This is a genomic window from Orientia tsutsugamushi str. Boryong (genome assembly GCF_000063545.1).
GTDB lineage: Bacteria > Pseudomonadota > Alphaproteobacteria > Rickettsiales > Rickettsiaceae > Orientia > Orientia tsutsugamushi_C.
On sequence record NC_009488.1, the window covers coordinates 1,952,298 to 1,973,748 of the forward strand.

A 21,451-nucleotide genomic window follows, 5' to 3' on the forward strand; every position below is an offset into this window, starting at 1 on the left:
ATACGCTCAAGTTTTGTTAACCATGTATTTCTGTCTATGCTGTGTACCAGTCATTGTACATTTCAATGTTTAAGACTACTGTGTTATTATAAGCCTTTCAGAGTGTTAAATTTCGAGTATAGCTACTAAATTGCTATATTTACGCGGATAAAAACGTGGTTTTGGATAGCGAAAATCGCCTGAACCACCTGCTATATCTGACATTTTTGGAGGTTGAAATGGTGCGAGATTTGCGTAATTTGGCAAGCAATAATTGCAAAATTGCTAATAATAACAGTAGACTTCTTTCGAAACTATACAATGATGTAAAATGGTGTTATAAAGATCTGATTTGAAGTAATAATGAAATTAGATCAGATTAAAGAGTTAAAGGATGAAAAATTTCGTCGATTAACAGTAGTAAGGAAGGGAACATTCTCAAAGATGGTGGATATTTTGAGGAAAGCTGATGGTGTTAAGAAATCAAAAGGAGGGCGTAAAAATAAGCTCAATTTGGAGGAACAGTTATTGATGGCCTTAGAATACCTTAGAGAATACCGTACTTATTTTCATATAGGTCAGAACTATGGGATTAGTGAAAGTTCAGCATATAAAGCTGTAAAATGGGTAGAAGACACCTTAGTTAAACACCCAAACTTTGCTCTTCCAGGTCGTAAAGCTCTAATGAAAGCGATATGAATTATGAAGTAGTCTTGATTGATGCTACTGAGAGTCCAATAGAAAGACCCAAAAAAAACAAAAATTCTATTATTCAGGAAAGAAGAAAAGGCATACACTAAAGACTCAAATAGTGGTAGACAAGAAAACATACCAAGTAATATGTACAGATTTTTCTAACGGTAAAAAACATGACTTTAGATTATTTAAGGAATCCAAAATTCTTATCCATCCTAAGATTAAAGCGATTACTGATACAGGATATCAAGGTATACAAAAAATTCACAATAATTCTGCATTACCAAAGAAAAAAAGCAAGAAAAATCCTTTAACTAAAAATGATAAAAAGAATAATCGTAGGTTAGCAGGAAAAAGAGTTGTCAATGAAAACGTTATTGCTATGCTAAAACGGTTCAAAATTATTGCTGACAAATATCGAAATAGACGTAAAAGATTCGGTCTTAGATTTAATTTGATCTCTGGCATTTATAATTTTGATCTACCTTAACCAGTTTCGAAAGAGGTCTAGTAGCAATAATGCAACTGTTTTTTATCGTTTTATTGGAAATTTTGTTCCAGCAGAATGGAAAGATCTGATTGGAGATAATGCTAAAGCTTTAAGCAAGACATCTAAACAGCTTCTATCATTGATAGTATATAAACTACAGATCTATTACAATAATGATATAGAGGAATTACAAGACAGTTATCACTCTTTTGAAAAGGAGTTGCAGGTTTGTCAACGCAGGGTTAGGCAATGCTTAGTTGAACTACAAAAAGCTGGTTTCATTGAAGTTGAAAATAGGACAATAATTAAAAACAATTTTAAGTTGCGTAATGTTCCTTGTATAAAACTTCTAAAAAATTTTCAGCGTTTTACTGAAAAAGAAAAAAAGAAGAAAAAATTGTCCTTCTACAACAAAAAAATTTTCACATCAATTTGCAAGAATTTGCAGGTGAACCTGCAAAAAATTGCAGCTACATATATAGATATAATAAAATAATAATAGACTTCTTTCGAAACTACACAATGATGTAAAATGGTGTTATAAAAATCTGATTTGAAGTAATAATGAAATTAGATCAGATTAAAGAGTTAAAGGATGAAAAATTTCGTCGATTAACAGGAGTAAGGAAGAAAACATTCTCAAAGATGGTGGATATTTTGAGGAAAGCTGATGGTGTTAAGAAATCAAAAGGAGGGCGTAAAAATAAGCTCAATTTGGAGGAACAGTTATTGATGGCCTTAGAATACCTTAGAGAATACCGTACTTATTTTCATATAGGTCAGAACTATGGGATTAGTGAAAGTTCAGCATATAAGGCTGTAAAATGGGTAGAAGACACCTTAGTTAAACACCCAAACTTTGCTCTTCCAGGTCGTAAAGCTCTAATGAATAGCGATATGAATTATGAAGTAGTCTTGATTGATGCTACTGAGAGTCCAATAGAAAGACCCAAAAAAAACAAAAATTCTATTATTCAGGAAAGAAGAAAAGGCATACACTAAAGACTCAAATAGTGGTAGACAAGAAAACACACCAAGTAATATGTACAGATTTTTCTAACGGTAAAAAACATGACTTTAGATTATTTAAGGAATCCAAAATTCTTATCCATCCTAAGATTAAAGCGATTACTGATATAGGATATCAAGGTATACAAAAAATTCACAATAATTCTGCATTACCAAAGAAAAAAAGCAAGAAAAATCCTTTAACTAAAAATGATAAAAAGAATAATCGTAGGTTAGCAGGAAAAAGAGTTGTCAATGAAAACGTTATTGCTATGCTAAAACGGTTCAAAATTATTGCTGACAAATATCGAAATAGACGTAAAAGATTCGGTATTAGATTTAATTTGATCTCTGGCATTTATAATTTTGATCTACCTTAACCAGTTTCGAAAAAGGTCTAATGAATTGAGCTGATGGTTTTATTCCTAAATGTCCAAATGCCCATATGGAATTAGCTAACCCTTGAGGTATAAAATCCTCAATTAGATTTATAGCTTTATTTGTCCAAGCATGAAGAAATTCAGTACTTATACCATAGTCTAATTTTGCCAATTGGTATACAATTGTTGCTAAACCTCTGGCATCAAACTGCAGTCTATTGTATCTTGTATCTTCAGTTTGTAGTAAAAACAAAGCTCTATTTAAAATCTCTGTTATAATAGTTTCAGATAATATCTTTCTATCTTTAAGCATACGACATAGTTTAATGCTGTCCATTGCTTGGATATTAAGTTGCGTAGTGCTTCTGCAACGCATGTTCTAGGCTCCTTATATAATTTAGCTTTGCAATACTAAGCGTTGCTTTTTAGAAAGGTTATAATATGCATTAATTGAGTACTATATATCACACTATTCTTTTAGAATCAATATTTAGTTAATATAAGTTTATAAATTTGAAAAATATATAACATAACTGTTTTATAGTACTTTAGCTATACCATCTATTCTTATATAGTCATTTTCAATGAAGTTTGAGCATAGAAAAAAGCGACAATAGCTATAAAATTTACCAATAGGATATTTTATACGCAAACTTCATTGAAAATGACTATAGCTTTATTGCTATCGAGTTCCTTATATTGTTCTTCTAATATCTTTAAATCAATAAGATGTTCTATAGGTAAAAGTGCAAAGGTAGATCAAGTATAAGGGAGAAGAAAAGTTAATTTTTATTAACTTCTACACTTTATAGAACCTACTATTAACTTGTGTTAACTTTTATTAATATTTTTAATCAAGCTTCAACTTTAACTATAAATATATTTCCAATATTTGTCAATATAACAAAAAAATTAAAGCAAAAGGTTGACAAAAGGTTGACAGAAAATTTAGGAAATTGGGGGCCAGTTTTCAATCTAGAGGTTAATCTAATGATCGAAAAATATATACAACCTGGGATTGATAAGTGATTTTTAAGTTATATGTATTATGAACAAATTAGTATAAAAATTTGCTATCAAATAAAAAGTATAATATAGATCATCTGTTTAATTAAACGTAATACTTTAATAATAAATATTAATATTATGTGGGGTGATTATGACTTCAATATCATCAAAGTTTATAAATCGAGCACTACGTAAAATTAAAATTCCTAAGGGAGAAAAATTATTAATTATCCACGATCCAGATATAATAGGACTTAAACTGAAAATCTCATGTACAGTCTGTGGAGGAATAGTAAGAAAAACATGGATTTTAGAACAAAAATATAAAAACCAGAGTTTAAAAATAAGGATAGTGGAATTTCCATATTTATCTATTAAAGAAGCTAGAAAAATAGCAAGAGAATTAAAGACATTAATGGCGAACGGAATAGATCCAAGAGCAGTAAAACATCAACAACAGATAGAAGAAAATGAGAATCGTATAAAAGAAAGAGAAAGAAAAGCTAACGATATTACATTCAAAGAGCTGTGTTATAAGTATATTGAAGAGTATGCCAAAATATATACTATAAACTGGAAAGAGAATGCTGACAGAGTACATACTTATGCACAAGCATTATATGAAAAAAAGATAAGCAAGATTCGAATGAGTGATATTGAACCAATATTCAATGATATCAGCAAAGAGGGAAAATATGCCACAGCAAATGCATTGCTAGCAACCTTACGCACTATATTTAATAAGGCAATAAAATGGGGATTAATAGAAAACAATCCTACTCTAGGGATAGAGCAGCATAAACTGCAAGCAAGAGAGAGACGTCTAAGTTACGATGAAATGGGTAGATTTTTACAAGTATTATGCGGAGAAGCAAGTCCATTGATAAGAGATTTTGCATTACTAGCGTTATATACTGGAGCTAGAAAAAGTAATGTGTTAGAGATGGAATGGGACAATATAGATTTTGAAAGAAAAATATGGCATATACCAAAAACTAAGAACGGAAAGGCGCAAAATATACCATTAACAGATGAGGCAATGGAAATATTGCAAGCAAGGAAATTAATATCTACAAGTAAATGGGTACTACCAAGTTCTACTAGCGAAAGCGGACACTTATCGCATCCAAATACCGCATGGAAGATAATTTGTGAAAAGGCAAGCATAAAAAATTTCAGAATACACGATCTAAGAAGGACGTTTGCAAGTTGTATGGGGGATGCAGGCGAAAGTCAGAGGACAATTAGTATAGCATTGAATCATATTAATCCAAACTCAACAATACCTTATACTATAGCTTGTATGGAGTTAGTACGAGAGTATATGTCTAAGGCTATACAAATAATTAGTGAATGTGCTAGAAGTTATAATATTTATAATACTATCTGACTGATATAAACGTTGTGGTAAGAATAGTGCGATTTCATGTCGCACATGCATATATGAACACTAATTATTGCAGGTAAAATCTGTGTTTGAAGATATTTAGCTAATTTAAACATTATAGTAGCAGAATGAGAAATCTCATGCTACAATTGAGGCTGAAGGTGATTATACAAAATCAAAAATTATGTTGGGCATTATCGAGGCCGTTGAAGTATATGGGTTTGAGCATTGACGAATGGGGAGTAGTGCTAGCTGGAGTAGCTCCAGGAATTGTACTACTAAACAGCAGGCATGCTAAATTAGGCCTAGCCTTTATGGTTGGAGGAATTGCTCTATGTTATTGCTTTAAGAAAATTAAGAAGGTATCTGAGAATTTTTTGCTAAAAAGTTTTTTAGTAGCTAAAGGTTTATTGCCAGCTCCATTAGGATATCCAAGGCTTTTGGGCAAAAAAGTTGGCAAGTAATGAATCATCTCTTTAAGCAAAATGCTATACAAGAGCTGGTTAAATATAATAAATGCTTACTTTCAGTAACTATATTGCTAGCTGCAGCTAATATAATTGCGATAATGGCTGCAATTACCAAAGAAGAAAAGTGGTTATTAATTCCAGCAATGGAGCCTGATCGTAAAATGATGGTTTCATCAAAAAATTACCATGAAACCTATTTAAAGGAATGGGCAATTTATGTAACGAAACTCTTATTTACTACTTCTCCAAATGAGGTAGAAAGACAAATAGCAGACATGAAAGTTGCATCTAGTAATACTGAATCTTTAAATAAATTTTTTCATGATCACTTGCAATTTGTTAAAGGCTCAAATGTGTCTTCAGTCTTTTTTCCGAAGAAGGTTGAAGTGATAAAGGATGGAGTATTAATTAGTGGAACGCTTCGTTATTGGTTTAGCGATAGTAAACATATAGCTGTCGATAAGACTTACCTTTTGACTTACAAGCGAAGTCCTAATTACCTTTTGTTGTTAACTGGCGTTAAAGAGAATGGAATAAAAAAATGAGTATTAGAATTTTGAGGTTTATGATAGGGTTTATTGCTTTAGTCAAGTTTAGTGATGTATATGCGGTAGAATATGAGTTAGAAGTTGATAATTTGCTGAAGCTTGAGATTTCTGATAGTGGGCCAACAAGAATTAATCTTAAAGATGAAAAAATCAATGATATTTTTATGTATCCTCAAAATGCAGCCGAAGTTGTAGTTCATGAGTCTGGATGTTTGTTTATTGCTCCACGAGAAGAAGAAAAGAAGCTTTATTTAACAGTAATAGGAGAACACAAAACAATTCAAGATTTAATGTTAACTTTTACTCCAAAAACTCCAAGCCATGTAACGCTTATTAATGCTGCTACAGAAGAAGCTGAAAAGGATAATTCAAAAGGAAAAATAAAATTAGCTTAAAATGCTAGTTTTTACTTTAAAGCTTGTTAAGCTCAGCATCAAGCATATTAAAACTGCTTCAAAGTAAAATTTCATTATGGAGATATTATTGAAAACAAGGCGGAAGGCTGGTTGATAGGTGAAGATGGACGTTCTGGAATTAAAGGAATCGTGGTAGATAAATCGTCTAACATAGCAAGCATGGCTGCATTAAATGGAGTATTTAGCAATATTGCTAAGTTTCTACAAGCTAAGGCTATTAAACCTGATATGCTACCAACTTTAAACCTAGTAGCTGGAGGTCATCAACAACAAGAGTTTCAGATTGGAGATGCGCTTCAGTCTGGAGCTTACTCTGGAGCTAGTAATGCTTTTGATAAGCTAGCTGATTTTGCTATAAAACAAGCTGATTCTATGAGCCCAGTCGTTCTTATTGCGTCAGGTAGAGTCATCGATGTTGTATTTAAAAAAGGTTTTGACTTACGTGAGCACAAGAAGAAGCCACATAATTTAACTTATTCACAATCAACTAACAATGAAAAAGTTAATTTGCATAATAAATTCGACCAATCACAAAAGTTAGAGGAGCATTTATAATGAAGTTTTTATTATTGCTATTGGGCTGTATGAGCCTAACAAGCTTCTTTTTCGAAAGTAATTTTGATTGTAAAATTCCTAAAGGGCAAAAATGTAAGTCTTTATATGAAATAAAGAAAATGGCTGCTCAAGGAGTTTTTGACCCTGATAATGTTGAGAAAGTTGAAACATCAAAAATTAAATCAAAAAGGCGTTGTGTTCTATACTGTAAGCGATCTAAAGCAGTTCAAGGTGTAGCTGTTGTTAACACTTCACCTAAAAAACCAAAAATGAGTGATATTGCAACTTAAAAATGATTTATGTGATAATATAGGTTAAATTACTATATCTCTGTACTTTACAAACACTTCAATGCCAGATACTAATGCTTCTGGTAGACTTATATGTCTTTGTCCTAAGCCAGGGATTCCAATACCTGTACCTGGTATATTCCGGTAGGATTTTGGGAGCCAGTACGCCTTGTAGATGTTACAAAGTCGCCAATGTGTATGGTAAGTCTTGGAGGTTTGTCATTTGGAAGTGCTACTCAAAAAGGCATGAAAGATGAGGCTGAAGGAAGTGCTTTTTATCACATTCATTGGTATGTCTATCCTGTGATTTATTGGCTGGAAATTTTGCTTGATTTTATTTGTCTGGAAATGGCTGCAGTCGATATAGCATATTTAACAGAGTTTGATCCATTATGGAGTGATGACGCTAAATCTGCGATTTTAAATCCAGAAACGCTGTTGTTTCAAAATGTAGCTGCTTATCAAGCATGTATAGCTGATTGCATGAGTTGTGGCGCTGGTTTATTAGCAAGTGATTATGCTTTTTGGTGTGCTGAATGTCAAGGAATGCTTTACCCTTTTACTGGAACAGCTGCGGCGCATAATGGTGGAGTTGGAACATCTGTATTAATGGTAAGTAAGTTTATGGCTAGAATGCATAGGCAACTGATGTTATGGGGATATTATGGTTATAAAGGCTTATGTGGCAAGTATCCCATGCCTATTATGAAGAAAAGTCAGTATCGACTACAAATGACTTATCCGATTCCAGAAACCAGATCCTGCAAGAGCATAGGCCAAACAGAAGCTACATGGCAGGCTGGAAGAGAATTTCCAGTTAATGGTGAAGATTTTGGTTACTTGATTTGGCGAAAAAGAGATTGTTGTTTGCTTTGATAAGGGTTAGAGAGGAATATGGTTATACGAGTAATGATGTTGATGGTTTTATTATTTGTTAATAATGCTAATGCTTTTTTTTGGGCCAGCAAAAAACTTTTATTTTTGTCTCATTTTCAATGAGTGATGAGGCTTTAAAAAGCTATTTTGCTGAATCTCAAAAGGCTGGAGCTCAATTGATTATGCGTGGGTTAATTAATAACTCATTTACACAAACAAAGAATAAAACTATGGAGCTTGGTATTAGCTTCGATATAGATCCTAGCTTGTTTGAACAATATAAAATTGATGTTGTTCCTGTGATAGTAATAGATGATGAAAAAAGAGGATTAACCAAGAAATTAACTGGCCATATTCCTTTAGCAATAGCATTAGAAATTATGAATGAGAATACTCAATGAGATTATTATCTATATTAACTTTTTGATAGTGCTCAATATTAGCTGTTGTTTAGCTTCAATGCAAAGCAGTTATAATGAAGCTAGCAACTATAATGTAAATCTTGGAAATTCTTCAAATACACAAGAATTATTTCATCAAGGTAGTAATGTCAATTATCCTAACAATGATGAGGATTTAACCTACCATGGCCGTAATCAGCTTGGTACAGAAAGTGGGGCAATGTTATTTCAAGCTGAAAACAGTAAAAACAATGCCTTAACTCAACATAATATCAACGATCAAAATTATATGATAGCTAATTCAATGAGAATTGAATCTGATCCTTTAAGTGCCCTTGATAGCAGTAACTTCGTAACTCAGACAAGTAAAACTAATACTGAAATTATTCAAAGTTGTAATGAAGGTAGTAATTTTAACATTGAACTTATTCGAGAATTAAATGTTGAGTGCAGATTAGAGAATGTATGGCTTTCTTGGCAAAACCGGCAAATGGAATTTGCAACAGAAGAAATAGTAGAGAATCATAGTAATTGGCTTAATGGTCGTGCAGATTTCCATGACGTAGATAAAAATAATGAAAAAATATACAAGTTAGCAGGTGATAGCCAAATGGCTGCAAGACGAATGAGGAGTGCTGTTGCTGATAGGCTTGGCGTATCTATAGAGCATATTGGAACAAAGTTTATATTATATCAAAAAGAGGTAAAATATGTATACTTCGCTATGACTACAGAGATAAGACTCAAGAACTAAGGGAAGTAGCAGAATATTGGCAAGTTGTAAAGCCTGAACTTGAACAATTAATAGAAAGTAATGAATGCTATGAGGCGAATAGACTCAACTATGAGAGTGGTGATAGAGTATTTTTTGACAAGTTTAGAGTCAATCGTTCATATTGGAAACAAAAGATTGTTTTTTCATGTACTAGCGATCCAAAAGATGGTTGCAAACACCTTAAAATTCAAAATTGTGAATTAAAAACAGCACTTGCCAAAAATCAGTAGCAAATATTTGTTTACTATGGCAGCACGATTATAGCTGTTCAACTGAGAAGCAAACAATGCTACACTCATCATTGCGTAATAACTCAATTTTTTGTTTAGGAGGTAATTGCAACACTCCAACTATTATACCAAATAGAGATATAGCTAAAGTAGCTCATCTAGCAATGCTAAATCAGATGAGCAAGGACATTAAAACAAATCCCGTTTCTGTATTTTCAGGTAAACATCGAAAATGCAAAAAAGATGTATTTAGTTTTTTGAATTGCTGCTCTTCAATGACTGGCTGGGGGCGTGATATAGGCTTATCGCAATGCAAATCTAAGGAACAAGAATTAGCTCTATATAGAAAAAAAGGTTACTGCTATTACATTGGAACCTATTGTTCTTCAAGAATTCCGATATTGGGTATTTGCCTAGCTAGAAAGTCTACTTATTGCTGCTTTCAGTCAAAACTTGCAAGAATTTTTCAGGAAGAAGCAAGAAAGCAGCTAAAAATAGACTTCGGTACACCTGAATGTCCAAAGTGTAGAGGCCTTACTGTTGAAGAGTTACAAAAAGTTGATTTCACTAAAATCAATATGGATGAACTATTTGGAGATATACTCACTAAGGCTCAAAACAGCATGAACAAAGACATTATTGCAGGAATCAAAGATAAAGTTCATCGTATGCAACAAACTTAGTCTAAATGAGCAGATTATTAATGTTTATGATATTAATTAGTCATTTATCCACTGTTGATGCTTCACCAACAAGATTTTTATGGTACAATGATAAACATGGTCATGAGCTTGATGACTCTGCTGCTAATTCTAAGTTGATGAGTAGGCCTCATGACCAGAGAATCGAGGAATTAAAGGAGCGATTTAATCGAGCTTAGCGTATAGCGCTGGATAATCCAACGCTCGAAAATGTGATTACAGCTCAAAGATTGCAGAAGCAAATCATGGAGAAGGCTCATAAGTTTGCTACTATGTGGCAACTAGCTACTCTACTTGATTACCAACTGATTAATGCTAATGAGCCTGCTAATAGCTTACATAGAAAGCTATATCAAGAAAAATCAGAGCAAAAAAATGATTTCAAACTCAAAAACATTGCTAAAAACTGGGGATTGATTTTGCAAGTTAAACAAGATTGCTTGCTCTGTAAGGCCTTTATGCCTATTGTTCAGTGCTTTGCTAATAAATATGCATTTCAGTTGCTAGCTGTCAGTAAGAATAATGAGTTGCTTAATAAACTAAATCCTAAGCATATTGTACCTGTATTATATTCAGTAGCTAGCGATGGTAAAAAAATATATGCAGTAGCTAGAGGCATAATCTCTGAAGATAAAATTATCGACAATATTCTAGCAATCGATAGATATTATCATAAGTTGGAGACTACATGAGCACCAAAATCAGAGTTTATGCCATTACAATGCTATTATTGCTACAAGCTCCAGTATCACTAGCTTGGAATATCGAAAACGTATTTCAAGGAATGAGTATTAATGTCACAAGATCTGGATCATATCAAGATCAAGCGGCTGGATATTATGCGGCTGGCGGATTATCTGCCAGAACAAGCCAAACATCATTTCAGCCATTTGCTATAACTCCACCATCTTTAAACATGAGCTGTAGCGGTATTGATGCCTATCTTGGTAGCTTCTCTGTTATTTCTGGAGAAGAATTAGTTCAATTGATGAAAAACATTGGTTCTCAAGCTAAAGTCTATGCTTTTTCATTAGGATTAAAAACCTTTGCTCCTCAAATTGAGAATGCTCTCAAAGACTTACGTAATCTAGCAATGGAGATGAATCAATTTGCTAAGGGAGATTGCAAATTAACAAAAGCATTATTTGCTACAGCTTTACCAAGAAACTCAGCTATGAGAGAAGCTGTTTGCCGTGATATACAGTCACAAAGCGGGTTTGATTATTTTGCTGCTGGTAAAAAATGTCGTAATTATTTAGATCAAAAACAAGCTCTGCGACAAGCACAAAATAAGGATTCAGAGTTATGCTGGATGATTATAACATCTTCACTAAAGCAGCAGCAAAGGTTGGAATACCATCAAATATGCGTGATTCAATCATGTCTATGACTGGCACTATCGTGGTTACAAACAATAATGTGTACTTTTTTGACTCCTTAGCTCAGGATGAAAAAAGTTGGATTAGTCATTTAAAAGGTGGAGAATCAGCTTCAATTTACAGCTGTGATAGTGTTAGTTGCCTGCATCCAAGCCTACAACGAAATATCACAATATCACCAGAGCAGTCTTATGCAGGTAAAGCTAAGCAAAAATTGACTGATCTAAAAAATAAGTTTGATAAGAATTCTGAATATAGCAACTCTGAAATAGCCTTTTTATCTTCGATTGGAGATATATTTCCAATTTATGATTATATCACATTAGAAGCTATTTCTGGAGTCACAATTTTAGAGATCTCATCAGAATTAATAGCTAGCTATACATTAGTTCAGCATTTGAAGGAAGTAATCACCGAAATACGTAGAGCCGTTACTTCACTAGGTGCTAAGCAAGTTTCGAATGAACATTTAGAAAGATATTTGAAGGAATTGAATCGAGTACAACTTTTTGCAAATGAAAAATGGACTAGCCTACAAACCGATGCAAGTCGAATAGATAAAAGGGCTAGATTAATAGAGCAGCATTTAATAGCGAAGGAGAAAAGTTAATGGATTACGTAATATACACATTTGGTGGTGGAGATCTGTTATGGCATGTGTTTAATGGCATAGGCAGAGGTCTTTGCTTCAAATAGCGAATACTTCACTCCAGTGGGTCACTTAGCCTTGACTATTGGTGGCATATGGGCTGCTACTAGGGCTATTTTTAGAGGAAATATCGGCATCTTTGCTATGGGAATGGTTTTTTCCATCGATATTTATTTTTACGCTGTTATTTGCCCCCAAATCTACTGTTTGGCTGAAGGATGAAGTATCAATGAGTGCGCCAGTAAAGGTTGATAATATTCCCATAAGTATTGCAATGTTTGCTTCTCTTTCATCGCAAACGAGTTACTTTGTATCTAAAATTGATGACTTTTTTGCTAAAAATGCTGAATTAGTCTTGTCTGAAGCGTTGAAGCTATATCAGGATGACAAAGATATCATAAAACTAATTCATACAATCATTTACTCTGATAATAGACAATTTGTAAAAGCTTTTAGAAACACCGCTGTATCAGGCATTAGACTTCTTTCGAAACTATACAATGATGTAAAATGGTGTTATAAAAATCTGATTTGAAGTAATAATGAAATTAGATCAGATTAAAGAGTTAAAGGATGAAAAATTTCGTCGATTAACAGTAGTAAGGAAGGGAACATTCTCAAAGATGGTGGATATTTTGAGGAAAGCTGATGGTGTTAAGAAATCAAAAGGAGGGCGTAAAAATAAGCTCAATTTGGAGGAACAGTTATTGATGGCCTTAGAATACCTTAGAGAATACCGTACTTATTTTCATATAGGTCAGAACTATGGGATTAGTGAAAGTTCAGCATATAAGGCTGTAAAATGGGTAGAAGACACCTTAGTTAAACACCCAAACTTTGCTCTTCCAGGTCGTAAAGCTCTAATGAATAGCGATATGAATTATGAAGTAGTCTTGATTGATGCTACTGAGAGTCCAATAGAAAGACCCAAAAAAAACAAAAATTCTATTATTCAGGAAAGAAGAAAAGGCATACACTAAAGACTCAAATAGTGGTAGACAAGAAAACACACCAAGTAATATGTACAGATTTTTCTAACGGTAAAAAACATGACTTTAGATTATTTAAGGAATCCAAAATTCTTATCCATCCTAAGATTAAAGCGATTACTGATACAGGATATCAAGGTATACAAAAAATTCACAATAATTCTGCATTACCAAAGAAAAAAAGCAAGAAAAATCCTTTAACTAAAAATGATAAAAAGAATAATCGTAGGTTAGCAGGAGAAAGAGTTGTCAATGAAAACGTTATTGGTATGCTAAAACGGTTCAAAATTATTGCTGACAAATATCGAAATAGACGTAAAAGATTTGGTCTTAGATTTAATTTGATCTCTGGCATTTATAATTTTGAACTACCTTAACCAGTTTCGAAAGAGGTCTATTATAAGCGAAAGCGCGCCTGAAACTTCTGCGGGAATTCAATCTACTCTTGGAAAGAATATTACTTCGCTACAATATTTAAAGCCTGGAGGTAATTTTAGCATCAAGGAATGGTTTAGTAATTCTGCTGAAACTGGGATGGCTATTTATCACAGCTACTCCAAGTCAAAGAGCTACTTTACAGCCACTTATTTCAGCATGGATAAGTATAGCTATCAAAGCTTTGATGTGTAGAAATCCTAATCATGATAACAAAAACATATGGTTTATACTTGATGAACTGCCAGCTCTACAAAAAGTTTCATCTTTACCAGTTGCTTTAGCTGAAAGTAGAAAGTATGGAGGCTGCTTTGTTGCTGGGTTGCAGAACATTCATCAATTAGAAGCAATATATGGTTCTGCTGAATGTGCTTCTATGCTTGATTTGTTTAATAGTAAATTTATTTTTCGAGTTAGCGATCAGGTTACAGCTTATAAATCAGCATTAACACTAGGTGAGCAAGAGATAATTGAAACTCAAGAGAACTTGTCATATGGATCAAATACTATGAGAGATGGAGTAAATATGAATAATGTTGAGCGTAAAAAGCTTTTAGTTATGCCATCTGAAATTATGAATCTACCAGACCTTACATGTTATGTAAAGCTTGTTGGTAACTTTCCCATCACAAAACTAACTATGAAGCTACAAAACTTAAATATAGCATATGTTTGGGGATATACATTGCTCAAAAAACTTAAGTTAGTGAATTATTAATTCAAGAATTATCCATGCTAACTTTTAAATTAACCACTTCTTCGTTTGATAACCCAGTATTTTCAGCAATAAATTCAACTGAAAAGCCAGCTTTTAATAAGTTCCTTGCAAGCCCTTGTGCAGCTTCAGCTCTGCCTTTAGCTATGCCTTCATCAATATATTTTGCAGCAATAGTTCTCATAATATTACCTTTTTCTTCTTCAGATAAATACTTAGCCAGAATCTGCTCTAATTCTGGTTGCTGATTCTCTAGTAATTTAGTATCAGTATACCATAAAAATGATCTTAGGTAAACATAACCTTTTTCTTTATCAAGTATTAAAACATGTTTGAAGTTTATTAGAAACTCTTGCCAAAGCTTTAACATATCTCGTTGATGAATGTGTTTTAGCATATATTCGAGCATTCCGATATGCTTTTTCCTAATAATTTCATCATTCGACATACTTTGCAAATCGACTAATTGATAGTCAGAGGTCATTAATTGCTTAGCTATCATTGAATCGGTAAATAAATCCCACAAATTTCTAGGTGCGTTGTAGACTTCTTTGCCGTTATAGATCACTAAATTATACACTAATGGTAATTTAGTTTTTTCTTTCTTATGCCTTTCGCACAATAACAATGTGTATCTCCATAACCGCAGAGCTGTCCAATAATCAACGGTTGATTGAGCTTCAATTAATATATAAATAAAAGCATTGCCATGCTTTTTGGTTGCAACTTTATAGACGATATCGCTATATTTTTTTTAACGATTCTTCTATATAACTTTCTTGCTCTACTTTTATTTTTGATAAATCTATTAAACTCTTGAAATCACTTGGTAAATAATACTCTAGAAATTCTTGTGCAGCCACTGGATCGCTCATGATTGTCTTTGCCAATGAATCATGCTTTAATTTTTTTGTCATATTTTTCAGCCTATAGTTTTTTTTATAAAAAATGCTGCGTCATACTCTGCCTAGTGTTTCAGACATAATCTTGGTTGTATATTAGTTTGTATGGATTTATTCTTTTCATTAAGTTTTCTTATTTCAGGGCTGATAATATTTCTAACAGCATATAATCCTTGAGTTTTTAATACATTATTGAAGTCATTTTTGACTGTACAGACTACTGCTTCCTTATCCTCTAGAACTTTTTCAGCTTTTTCAGTATTTACGTCATTTTTAACTGCTAGAATGATCTTTTCTTTTGGGCCAGGATTATAGTTTTGCAAATTTTCTGCTTCAATTGCACATAAGATTTTGCCTTCGACTCCAGCTTGTTGAATGGTTAACGCTGTTTCAATATCCTTTGTAATGATTGTTACAGGTGAATATTTTGAATTTTGTTGAGCAATTTCAGCAAATGAGCCACTAATTGTACCAACAGATTTTTCAGCTACATCAGCTTTATTACATGTTTTTGAATTCAGAGTTAATATCTTAGCTCCAGTAATTTCATCTTTGTCATTTTTAACAAAAATAGTGAGTGTAGGCCAGGATTTTTGAGTCTTTTCATCAAAAACCATATTTGCTCTTAAATTAGGATTATCAAAGATTTTTGAACTATAAATTTCTGTATGGTTTTCTAGATATTTATTCACAACTATCGTTTCCACCTTAGCTTCCTCTTCTTGTTTACAGTAGTATAGAGATGAAGATTTATTATACAATTCTTTAACATTCGTAATATCATTTTGTTTTGCTATACTATTATTTTCTGTTTGAGTAAGTTTGGTTGTTTCAACTGCCTTAGTCAGTTTAGTAATTTCAGGTTCTATAATGTCTCTAATTGACTGGTCTCCACAAGTTTGCAGAAGATTATTAAAATCACCATTTTCTGGTGGTTTGACTATACAAGTTATCGCTCCCTTCATTTCTAACGTTTTTGCAGCTTTAATTACAGTATTATTAGTTAGAGAAATTTTTCCATCATTATCTGCTGCAATGATGATTTTTTCGCCTAGAAATGGTGAATAATTTGTCAAATTTGAAATTCCTGCACTGGCAATGATATTACCTTTAATGCCTGATTGCTGTAAGCTCAATGCTGTTTCAGCCCCTTCGGCTATAATTGTTATATTAGGGTCATTCGCATTTCGTTTTGCGATTGTTATGAACGATCCACTGATTTTACCGAAAGATCTTAATATATTTTAATTAAATTGCATATTTTCTTGTTATTTAATTGATAATATATTAATAATTAAATAAAATTATTAATATATTATCAATTAAATAACTTAGGTAATTATGTACGAATATGAATCTGATAGACCATTATCAGAAAATGGAAAGTTAATTCTCGATTTTTTGTTTAAATTAAAATCAAATTCAAATAAGGATAGGGAGTTGATTTTTATTGGAGGAGATGATGATGAGCAGTATAATATCGCTAAAACAGCTAGTTTTTATCAGTCAAAAGTTAGTGGACGTGTTGATTATGATATGATACCTGCTATACTAACAACAATAAAATATGTTAATTCTAATTTCAGGGATGTAGTATATCAAGTACCAAACTTTGAGGATCATGCTGATGGAGAAGATAAGCTAAAAACACTAGAATCCAAAATTATAGAATGTCAACAGCAACACTCGCAACCTGTAGATTTTACTTTTGTATGTAGCGATTCAAGCCAAGGTTTTATAAATGCAGTGCGCGAGTTTGCTCAATATCAGCAAAGTAATCATCGCTGTGATGAAGTTAATGTCTTTACTATTGAGGAATTTAGAGAACACTGCTTATCAGGTGATGTAAGTGATACAACAAGCAACAATAATTAAAGTTGCTAATTTTGCTTTTATTTTATAAAGCAAAATTGTAGCGTCTTTATTTCTTTGATTTGCATAAACAATGGAGTAGAAATGTCTTTTGAGTGAGCATTACTTTATGATGTTCTCTTGCCTTAGCTCTCTACTTCAGCTGATTCATCTACTTCATAAGGAAACTTGTAATATTCTTCGTTCGCATGATATCTGTCATTGATATCAGTTGCTACCGACTTAAACCAATGTTCAATTTTACTAAAAACAGTTGTTTTTCCTGGATCCATCCTTCATTGAAATTGTACGCGATTTTCAGAGTTATGCTAGCTGAGTTTTTATTTGCCTTGCTTGAACTAATTTACTAAACTGTTAACGCTTTTAGTAGCTTCTTTTACAATATATGTCTATAGCTACGAGAGTTACTTATATTGCTTACTCCTCCATTATGCACAATATATACATCTTTTATAGATGTTCCATTATAGATGTTCCATGTTTAAAGCTTATTTTATTCAAATCAAAGCTTACCTCGTTTCCTGTATCTGTCTTAGCTACAAACTTATTTTCATCAATTGATACTAGAGTTGCAAATTCACTGTTTTGTATTTGTAAATCCTTATCGTTTGTTTGAAAAATAATTCTGTCTCCAGCCATGTAGTTAGCATATTTTTTTGATTCAGCTCCTGAAATTAAAATGCTGTATTCTGGGCCTTTTAGATCACCATTTTCCTTCATATAATTTCTGATGTGTTGATTAATATTTTCAGCTTCCTTATGACCAGCAATTATCAAGCGGTCATGCGGCTCAACTTTACTATTTTTCCAATCATTGATTAATTGGTTTATTGATTCTTTCAGAGTGTTATTAGCCTTTAAGCTATTATGATCACTAAGCAGCACTATACCATCAGCAATATCACCATTTATCAACTTTACAGCCACGTTGTGGTTCCAGCTGTTAGCCTTAGAATTTTCTATCTCTGTTTTTGAATTATGAATGTTATTGAAATTATTTGAATCATTGATTTTGTCAGTCATATAAAACCTCACCTTCGCGTCACTAAATTGTTTTGCGGTATAAACATTTGCTATTTTTACCGTTTGAATTATAATTTTATTGCTAAGTGATTATTGAGATAGTTTTCCTGTTAAATGTAGAGCTTGCAAAAGTTCAAATGCTTTCAGTATTCTCTTAGCGTGGCATAATGCGAATTACATAGATTATACTGTGAGATGTTTTATATCTATTACTTTAACTTGAATAGTTAATAAAAGAAGTAGCAATAATTGGAGTATTAAGATATACTGACGGTATAATTCTAGATTAAGTATTTATTGGTTAAAGCTGCGATATAAAAATAAGACGTAGATATACACAATAATTGATGCAATTATAAGATTAAACACAAGATTAAGACGCCATGGTCAGTATTATTGCCATAGTGCGACAGAAGAGTATATTAGTTTTATTATAGTTGCATCAATTATTATGTATACTATACTTAATCACTACAAATCTAAGTTAGTTTAATAATACATAGTAAGATTAGATTTTTCAATAATAATCTTTGGAGTCTAAATTTCTCAACTATTTGACACTAAATTAGAGCTTTATTTGTTTATTTACTATTTTTACGTAGGCATGTGTGTAATTTCTATCTTCAGTACTACCGTCTAACTCCAATTTTTGGAGATATATCAGTTTTTACAATTTGTTCAGGGTCTGTTTTTACGTTCTGATTATTAACTAATTTCATGATTTCAGGTATCACAAGCTCCTTAACAGCTGTGGCTCCTTTATTTTTTAGCATTTCGTTAAAATCTTCACCTTCTGAAGGAACTACGATGCTAGTGATTGCTCCTTTACTTTTCAGTACTTTTGCAGCATCGTTTATAGTGCTTACATATTCTTTATTCTGTTTATCATTATTTGCAGCTATAAGAATCTTTTCTCCTTGAAATGGTTGATAGTACTTCAAATTATTAACATTTGAGCTATATACCATTCTGCTATCAATGCCAGCTTCCTGAAAACTTGATATCGTTTTTCCTTCTGCAGACAAAATGGTTACATCATAATTGTACTGTCTTTGTTCTTTGATTTGCATAAACAATGGAGTAGAAATATCTTTGGTGGTACATTGCTTTATGCAATTCTCTTGCTGGACTCTTTCTACTTTAGCTTCTTGCTCTGGTTTAGCAGTAAAGTGATAATATTCTTCATTCACATGAGATCTATCATTGATATCATTGATTATAGACTTAAACCAGTTTTCGATTTTACTAAAAACAGTTGTCTTTGTCCGTGCTTTCTCCAAATCATGAGCAGTTTTCAGAGTTATGCTAGCTGATTTATCATTTGGTCTGCTAAGCTGATTTATTAAGCTGTTAATGCTTCTAGTTGCTTCCTTATTGCAATATAGCTGTAATTTCTCTATATGCCTTGTCATAGCTACGTATGAGCTGCTTATATTACTTACTCCATTATGTAAAACGTATACATCTTTTATAGAAGCTCCCTGGGCCTTATAAACAGTACTTGCATAACCATGTTTAAATTGTATTTTGCTTGGGTCAAAACTCACATCTTGTCCTGCATCTGTCTTAGCTACAAATTCATTTTTATTAACCGAAGTTAAAGTTGCAAATTCACTATTTTGTATTTGTAAATCCTTATCGCTTTTTTGAAATACAATTCGATCTCCAGCCATGTAGGACTCTTTCCTTCCAGCTATTGAACGCCTATATTCTGTGCCTTGTAGCGTGCCATTAGCTTTTAACAAAGATCTAATACTTGAATTAAGAATGTCTACCTCTTTATTACGTACTGTAATTACCAATTTTTCATGTAGCTTAAACTTGCTTAGACTCCAGTTGTATCTTAACTTACTCATTGAGTCCTGCAACGTATTATCAAACTTAATACATTTATTTTGTCTCAGTAATGTTATACCGCTTAAAATATTACTCTCAGCAAACTTTGTTGCTGCTTCTCTGCTCCAGTTTTCACTTTGTCTTCGAATATTCACTAAAACATGTGAACTGAAAATATTACTCAGCATCTCAAACATTCCGCCTCTTTCTATTGAAGCTAACTGCTTTTCATCTCCAGCAAGTATCAGTTGACAATTATTGTTTCTAACTACTCTAAACAGCTCTGCATATTCTCTAGTAGCAACCATTCCAGCTTCATCTACTACTATTAACCTATTTTGCATAAAAATTTTTTTTTTCGATTATACAAAAATCCTTTTACTGTATAGACTTCCTTATAACCTTTGCTCCTCAGCTCTGATACCGCTTTATGAGTAGGAGCAAGTCCAATAACATTTTGTCCACGATTTGTTGCAATTTTATATGCTTTTGCTAAAACAGTGGATTTACCTGTTCCAGCTCTTCCTCTTAGTACTCTAACTCCACTAGTGCTAAGCAAAATATGCCTTAGAGCTTGTTTCTGTTCTTCACTAACATTTGCTAGACCTTCTATATCACTTTTAAGATTGTAAATATCGTTGTAATAAACTTGATTATTGATTTTATTAGCTATTCTTATTATTCTTACTTCCTCGTCTCTAACATCAGTTGTAGTAAAATATTTGCTACTTTCACCATCATCATGATATAACTCTAGTATTCTATTTGAACTGAACACTTGCTGAACTAACATTCCCCTTTCTGTTAGGTCTGGTATATCTTTTACTGCTTTTTCAATATCCTGCTTAGTAAAAATAGATTTGTAATGTGTTATAGCATCCGTTATTACATCAACATCCTTAATAATTTTTAAATTAGCCTCTTTACGTAACTCATTTTCATTTGCAACTTCATTAATTAAACCCCTAATTCTAGTAGGGCCAATATGCTCTTGCGGTACTGCACTTATCTTATCAACTCTATTTGTTAAGCCTAATTTAGCAAAATATGCATTAATTATTTCCTTCACTTTTTCATGAATCATCTCGGAATCTCGAATAACAAACTTTTTGCCATTAACTGTTCTGCATTTGGGGTTTAAATTTACTGCTTTATCTCCTAAACCAGTTCCATCTTCTCTAAATCTTCTTGTAGTAACCAATATATGCGCATGCCAGTTTTTATCTCCTCTATGAGGCTTATGAATGTCTATCTGTACTCCAAGACCATTTTGCACCCATTCCCCCATTGCATCAACTATTTGATGAGTTATTTCTATTCTATGCTCTAAATTCAATTCCTTATCGTCTGGCAGTGCTATTACGATATCCTTCAATAGCTGACTGTTTCTTCTTTTTTCAGTCTGTTCCACCTCATTCATTAATATTTGAAACTCTAATTT

General features: G+C 32.5%; 17 protein-coding genes and 9 pseudogenes. 19 read left to right on the top strand and 7 right to left on the bottom strand.

The annotated features are described in order from the left end of the window. Nucleotides 1-342: 342 nt before the first annotated feature. From OTBS_RS13320 to OTBS_RS13325, 3 genes and pseudogenes are all read left to right on the top strand, one after another. Nucleotides 343-1,165, top strand: a pseudogene (locus tag OTBS_RS13320) (IS5 family transposase). Further along, nucleotides 1,137-1,654, top strand: a pseudogene (locus OTBS_RS09230) (hypothetical protein); the annotation flags it as partial. The pseudogenes OTBS_RS13320 and OTBS_RS09230, both read left to right, overlap by 29 nt. 75 nt (nt 1,655-1,729) lie before the next feature. After that, nucleotides 1,730-2,553, top strand: a protein-coding gene (locus OTBS_RS13325) for an IS5 family transposase (protein ID WP_157866463.1) whose coding sequence is annotated in 2 segments (ribosomal slippage) — nt 1,730-2,117 and nt 2,117-2,553 — 825 coding nt in all. Because the reading frame shifts where the segments join, the coding sequence is not laid out codon by codon here. Here OTBS_RS13325 and OTBS_RS09245 read toward each other — a convergent pair. Next, a complete protein-coding gene (locus tag OTBS_RS09245; protein WP_232489006.1) occupies nt 2,513-2,866 on the bottom strand; it encodes a hypothetical protein in 354 nt (117 codons plus the stop codon). The two genes, OTBS_RS13325 and OTBS_RS09245, sit on opposite strands and share 41 nt — an antisense overlap. 515 nt (nt 2,867-3,381) lie before the next feature. Here OTBS_RS09245 and OTBS_RS09250 point away from each other — a divergent pair. From OTBS_RS09250 to OTBS_RS09330, 15 genes and pseudogenes are all read left to right on the top strand, one after another. Then, nucleotides 3,382-3,582 carry a hypothetical protein gene (locus OTBS_RS09250; RefSeq protein ID WP_011944860.1) on the top strand — a complete coding sequence of 67 codons (201 nt, stop codon included), beginning with the start codon at nt 3,382-3,384 and terminating at the stop codon, nt 3,580-3,582. Nucleotides 3,583-3,712: 130 nt separating this feature from the next. Further along, nucleotides 3,713-4,951, top strand: a complete 1,239-nt coding sequence (locus OTBS_RS09255) for a tyrosine-type recombinase/integrase (RefSeq protein WP_080571797.1) — start codon at nt 3,713-3,715, stop codon at nt 4,949-4,951. 125 nt (nt 4,952-5,076) lie between these two features. Continuing rightward, nucleotides 5,077-5,412: a hypothetical protein gene (locus OTBS_RS09260; protein WP_011944246.1), complete on the top strand. Its 336-nt coding sequence runs from the start codon at nt 5,077-5,079 to the stop codon at nt 5,410-5,412. After that, nucleotides 5,412-5,963: a TraE/TraK family type IV conjugative transfer system protein gene (locus OTBS_RS09265; RefSeq protein ID WP_011944688.1), complete on the top strand. Its 552-nt coding sequence runs from the start codon at nt 5,412-5,414 to the stop codon at nt 5,961-5,963. The genes OTBS_RS09260 and OTBS_RS09265 overlap by 1 nt, the downstream gene beginning before the upstream one ends. Further along, complete coding sequence (locus OTBS_RS09270; protein WP_011944247.1) at nt 5,960-6,361, top strand: hypothetical protein; 402 nt, start codon at nt 5,960-5,962, stop codon at nt 6,359-6,361. The genes OTBS_RS09265 and OTBS_RS09270 overlap by 4 nt, the downstream gene beginning before the upstream one ends. Before the next feature lie 111 nt (nt 6,362-6,472). Continuing rightward, nucleotides 6,473-6,937: a TrbI/VirB10 family protein gene (locus OTBS_RS09275; protein WP_011944248.1), complete on the top strand. Its 465-nt coding sequence runs from the start codon at nt 6,473-6,475 to the stop codon at nt 6,935-6,937. Continuing rightward, nucleotides 6,937-7,227 carry a hypothetical protein gene (locus OTBS_RS09280; RefSeq protein WP_011944249.1) on the top strand — a complete coding sequence of 97 codons (291 nt, stop codon included), beginning with the start codon at nt 6,937-6,939 and terminating at the stop codon, nt 7,225-7,227. Before OTBS_RS09275 ends, OTBS_RS09280 begins: the two co-directional genes overlap by 1 nt. A gap of 52 nt (nt 7,228-7,279) precedes the next feature. Further along, nucleotides 7,280-8,103: pseudogene (locus OTBS_RS09285) on the top strand (TraU family protein); the annotation flags it as partial. A gap of 80 nt (nt 8,104-8,183) precedes the next feature. Next, nucleotides 8,184-8,504, top strand: a complete 321-nt coding sequence (gene trbC, locus OTBS_RS09290; protein WP_011944350.1) for a type-F conjugative transfer system pilin assembly protein TrbC — start codon at nt 8,184-8,186, stop codon at nt 8,502-8,504. Beyond that, a pseudogene (gene traN, locus OTBS_RS18615) lies at nt 8,501-10,192 on the top strand (conjugal transfer protein TraN). The gene trbC and the pseudogene traN overlap by 4 nt, the downstream one beginning before the upstream one ends. A gap of 5 nt (nt 10,193-10,197) precedes the next feature. Next, nucleotides 10,198-10,902, top strand: a pseudogene (locus OTBS_RS09305) (conjugal transfer protein TraF). Further along, nucleotides 10,899-12,199: pseudogene (locus tag OTBS_RS09310) on the top strand (conjugal transfer protein TraH). Before OTBS_RS09305 ends, OTBS_RS09310 begins: the two co-directional pseudogenes overlap by 4 nt. After that, nucleotides 12,199-12,716, top strand: a pseudogene (locus OTBS_RS17285) (conjugal transfer protein TraG N-terminal domain-containing protein); the annotation flags it as partial. The pseudogenes OTBS_RS09310 and OTBS_RS17285, both read left to right, overlap by 1 nt. Nucleotides 12,717-12,780: 64 nt before the next feature. Beyond that, nucleotides 12,781-13,604 (top strand): IS5-like element ISOt6 family transposase gene (locus OTBS_RS13335; RefSeq protein WP_157866281.1). Its coding sequence is split into 2 segments (ribosomal slippage): nt 12,781-13,168 and nt 13,168-13,604, totalling 825 coding nucleotides; the frame shifts between segments, so codons are not numbered across the junction. After that, nucleotides 13,591-14,380: pseudogene (locus OTBS_RS09330) on the top strand (type IV secretion system DNA-binding domain-containing protein). Before OTBS_RS13335 ends, OTBS_RS09330 begins: the two are co-directional and overlap by 14 nt. A 1-nt stretch (nt 14,381) precedes the next feature. Here the strand turns inward: OTBS_RS09330 and OTBS_RS09335 are convergent. Both OTBS_RS09335 and OTBS_RS09340 read right to left on the bottom strand, forming a co-directional pair. After that, nucleotides 14,382-15,294 (bottom strand): annotated as a pseudogene (locus OTBS_RS09335) (Rpn family recombination-promoting nuclease/putative transposase). A gap of 50 nt (nt 15,295-15,344) precedes the next feature. Further along, complete coding sequence (locus OTBS_RS09340; RefSeq protein ID WP_041621228.1) at nt 15,345-16,415, bottom strand: toprim domain-containing protein; 1,071 nt, start codon at nt 16,413-16,415, stop codon at nt 15,345-15,347. 205 nt (nt 16,416-16,620) lie between these two features. Here OTBS_RS09340 and OTBS_RS09345 point away from each other — a divergent pair, with 205 nt between their 5' ends. Continuing rightward, nucleotides 16,621-17,154, top strand: coding sequence for a hypothetical protein (locus OTBS_RS09345; RefSeq protein WP_011944725.1), 534 nt, complete (start codon nt 16,621-16,623; stop codon nt 17,152-17,154). 122 nt (nt 17,155-17,276) lie between these two features. Here OTBS_RS09345 and OTBS_RS14785 read toward each other — a convergent pair whose 3' ends face one another. The 4 genes from OTBS_RS14785 to OTBS_RS17735 form a co-directional block, all read right to left on the bottom strand. Then, nucleotides 17,277-17,423 carry a hypothetical protein gene (locus tag OTBS_RS14785; protein WP_157866365.1) on the bottom strand — a complete coding sequence of 49 codons (147 nt, stop codon included), beginning with the start codon at nt 17,421-17,423 and terminating at the stop codon, nt 17,277-17,279. A gap of 178 nt (nt 17,424-17,601) precedes the next feature. Further along, on the bottom strand, nt 17,602-18,174 hold the full coding sequence (locus tag OTBS_RS09350; protein WP_041621227.1) for a hypothetical protein: 573 nt from the start codon (nt 18,172-18,174) through the stop codon (nt 17,602-17,604). Nucleotides 18,175-18,803: 629 nt separating this feature from the next. After that, nucleotides 18,804-20,354, bottom strand: a complete 1,551-nt coding sequence (locus tag OTBS_RS17730; protein ID WP_041621175.1) for an AAA family ATPase — start codon at nt 20,352-20,354, stop codon at nt 18,804-18,806. Then, nucleotides 20,339-21,430: a MobA/MobL family protein gene (locus OTBS_RS17735; protein ID WP_269763925.1), complete on the bottom strand. Its 1,092-nt coding sequence runs from the start codon at nt 21,428-21,430 to the stop codon at nt 20,339-20,341. The genes OTBS_RS17730 and OTBS_RS17735 overlap by 16 nt, the downstream gene beginning before the upstream one ends. Nucleotides 21,431-21,451: the final 21 nt, after the last annotated feature.